This is a genomic window from Microcystis sp. M49636_WE2, from assembly GCF_030065375.1.
In the GTDB taxonomy this organism is placed as follows: domain Bacteria; phylum Cyanobacteriota; class Cyanobacteriia; order Cyanobacteriales; family Microcystaceae; genus Microcystis; species Microcystis aeruginosa_C.
This window is the reverse complement of record NZ_JASJFG010000396.1, coordinates 1-2650: the sequence shown is the minus strand read 5'-3', so window position 1 is coordinate 2650 and position 2650 is coordinate 1. Positions and strand designations below refer to the sequence as shown.

Sequence of the window (2650 nt, the reverse complement as noted above, 5' to 3'; positions counted from 1 at the left end):
TTTTTTGCAGCTTCTTAGGGAAATTATGACCACTAATCCTCTTAACTCGCTCATTTTAGAGCAGATTAGTCATATCTGTGAGCAATACTCGATCGAAAGTCGTATTCTCGAAGATTTTGCCGATTTTGTCATCAAAAACCACCGTAAAAAGTCTCCTAAACCATCGTTAACTAAATCAAAAACTACAGCCACCACCACCACAAGCTCAAAAGTTAAACCTTTAACTCTAACGCAACTTAAACAGGCAGTTTATGCCTATTTTGAGGTTAGCAATACCACAGAATTAAAAAAATCGAGTATGTTTCAAATGGCTACTAGAGCCTTTGATAACATCAATTTATCTCAGCGAGAAAGTTGGGAAAAAATTTACAGAGAGTATGTAGGTATTTTACCAGAAGAAGATGGGGAAACAGGTAAGCATTGTATTAATGGTATTAATATATTTAAATATTTTTATCCCTATCGTGTTTTCGAGCTTGATCCAAAAACTGCCACTAAGGAAGACATTAAAAATGCCTATTATCGTCTTTCTAAGATCTATCATCCCGATAACCAAGAAACAGGAGACGCAGAAGTTTTTGATTGTTTAACTGTCATGTATAAGTCTATCACCACGGAGATAAAATAATCATGCCTCAGAAAGCAAATACCTTCCTGATCCGGGATACCGAATTAGCTCAATGGTTTTCTATTACTCTTGAAAAACTAGACAAAATTGTTGATATTTTTGATGCTGATCCTAATGATGATTGGGATTTAGTTGAAGGTGTCGATTATCAATTTGTCAACAAAAAAGATAAAGTTAGATTGTTTTCTTTTGAAGGTGCTTTAAAAATTGCTTCCTATATTGATCAGCATGAAAAGCGAGGAATTTTATACAGATTTAGAGAATTTTTTACTAAGCACGATCAAAAAATTCGTCGCTCTTTGGCACGAAAATTAATTTTTAATGAATTGGCTGACTCTGGCGAAATTAAAGTTTATCAAGGAGTGGCTATGATTCATAAACAGAGTTTGCGGCGAATTTTAAAAACTAATGGAGCCAAGCTAAATCAAACATTCAATAATCTTAAACTCCACGAATCTTCATCTTTGAAAGTTGATGATGAAGAACTTGCTAAGGTAATCAAAAATACTAAAACAGAAGTTCGTCCTTTAAAAATAGGAGTAGATTTTTACGAAGATGAAAAAAGAGAGTTTTGGTTCTCTGAAAGTGGAGTTGTTCGCATTTCTAAATCCATGAGTGAAACTTTGACGAATAAATCGCGCCAAGAAATGTGTAAAATGATTGAAATCGAGTTTCCTCTTGCCTTTAAAGAAATTCAGGAAAATCTAGATGACGATACCAAACAAAAAATCGAGATTGAAAAGGCTAAAAAACGAGCTAAAACTAGAGATAAAAACACTTGTCAGGTGACAGGGCAAAAACCGGATAGAAATAATAAATTTAATCTCGCTGTCCATCATCTTTACTCTGCCCAAAAATATCCCCATCTAGCGACATTAGATCTGAATTTGGTGACTATTAAAGAAGAAATTCACCAAGAATTCCACGGTAACTTAGGGGGATTTCATCAACCTTGTACCATCGAGGATTTTATCGAATTCTTGCACGTTTACTATCCCGAACATCAGGGCAATTTAGCCTTAAAACTTCAGAAAACTAAGAAAAAACTGGAAAAATTAGCTAAATAATCATTCAATTTCGGGGGGTGAATAGCTCCAAAGTGATTATCCATTTTTTTAGGGAAAGAACGACCACATCTCATCATGAGCGATAATTAATTTATCGAGAATTTGGGTTAAAACTCCGATCTGACGAGGGACAGCCGCATCTAAATCATTGGCAACTATTGTCAACTCCGCCCATAGTATATATGATAGTTGAACTCTAATTTAGGATCTAGCTGGGTCTAGAGAGGATAATATGGATAAGATCAAGGTAGGATTGTTGTTTGGTGGTCGATCGGGAGAACACGAGGTATCTATCAATTCGGCTCGATCGATCCTGCAAGCTTTTAATTATCCCGAAAATCTTGACAAATACGCCGTTATCCCCTTCTATATCGATAAAAATGGCTGTTGGCATTCGGCAGCAACTGCTAGACAAATTTTAACCTCTGGGCAACCCCTAGCTATTGAGAGTGATATAAAAGTCAATATCTGGCAATTTCCCCCAGAAGTGAGCGAAATTGAGGTTTGGTTTCCAATTCTCCACGGACCGAATGGAGAAGACGGCACTTTACAAGGATTACTCACTCTCATGCGGGTTGCTTTTGTGGGTAGTGGGGTCCTGGGTTCATGCCTAGGCATGGATAAAATTGCCATGAAAACTGCTTTTGCAGCCGCTGGATTACCCCAAGTTAAGTATAAGGCTATAACCCGCTCGCAAGTGTGGTCAAATGCCTGTGTTTTTCCGCAATTGTGCGATCAAATCGCCGAGGAAATAGGTTATCCTTGTTTTATTAAACCCGCTAATTTAGGTTCTTCGGTGGGTATTAGTAAAGCTCGCAACCGGCAAGAATTAGAGGCTGCTTTAGATAGTGCTGCTAGTTATGATCGACGGATTATTGTTGAAGCAGGAGTAACCGCAAGGGAGATCGAATGTGCGGTTTTAGGTAATGATAATCCCCAAGCTTCTTTGGTGGGA

3 protein-coding genes are annotated in these 2650 nt (G+C 37.4%); all 3 read left to right on the top strand.

Annotated elements, in window-relative coordinates:
• Positions 1-25: 25 nt before the first annotated feature.
• Complete coding sequence (locus PX484_RS09545) at positions 26-628, top strand: J domain-containing protein (protein ID WP_149979390.1); 603 nt, start codon at positions 26-28, stop codon at positions 626-628.
• A 2-nt stretch (positions 629-630) separates the two neighbouring features.
• A complete protein-coding gene (locus PX484_RS09540; RefSeq protein WP_287668173.1) occupies positions 631-1695 on the top strand; it encodes a hypothetical protein in 1065 nt (354 codons plus the stop codon).
• A 232-nt stretch (positions 1696-1927) separates the two neighbouring features.
• Positions 1928-2650: D-alanine--D-alanine ligase family protein (locus PX484_RS09535; RefSeq protein WP_288103617.1), on the top strand; the 723-nt coding region annotated here is incomplete at its 3' end.

Coding starts and splice junctions, on each gene's coding strand:
- PX484_RS09545 (WP_149979390.1), top strand. CDS start 26: ATGACCACTAATCCTCTTAACTCGCTCATTTTAGAGCAGATTAGTCAT.
- PX484_RS09540 (WP_287668173.1), top strand. CDS start 631: ATGCCTCAGAAAGCAAATACCTTCCTGATCCGGGATACCGAATTAGCT.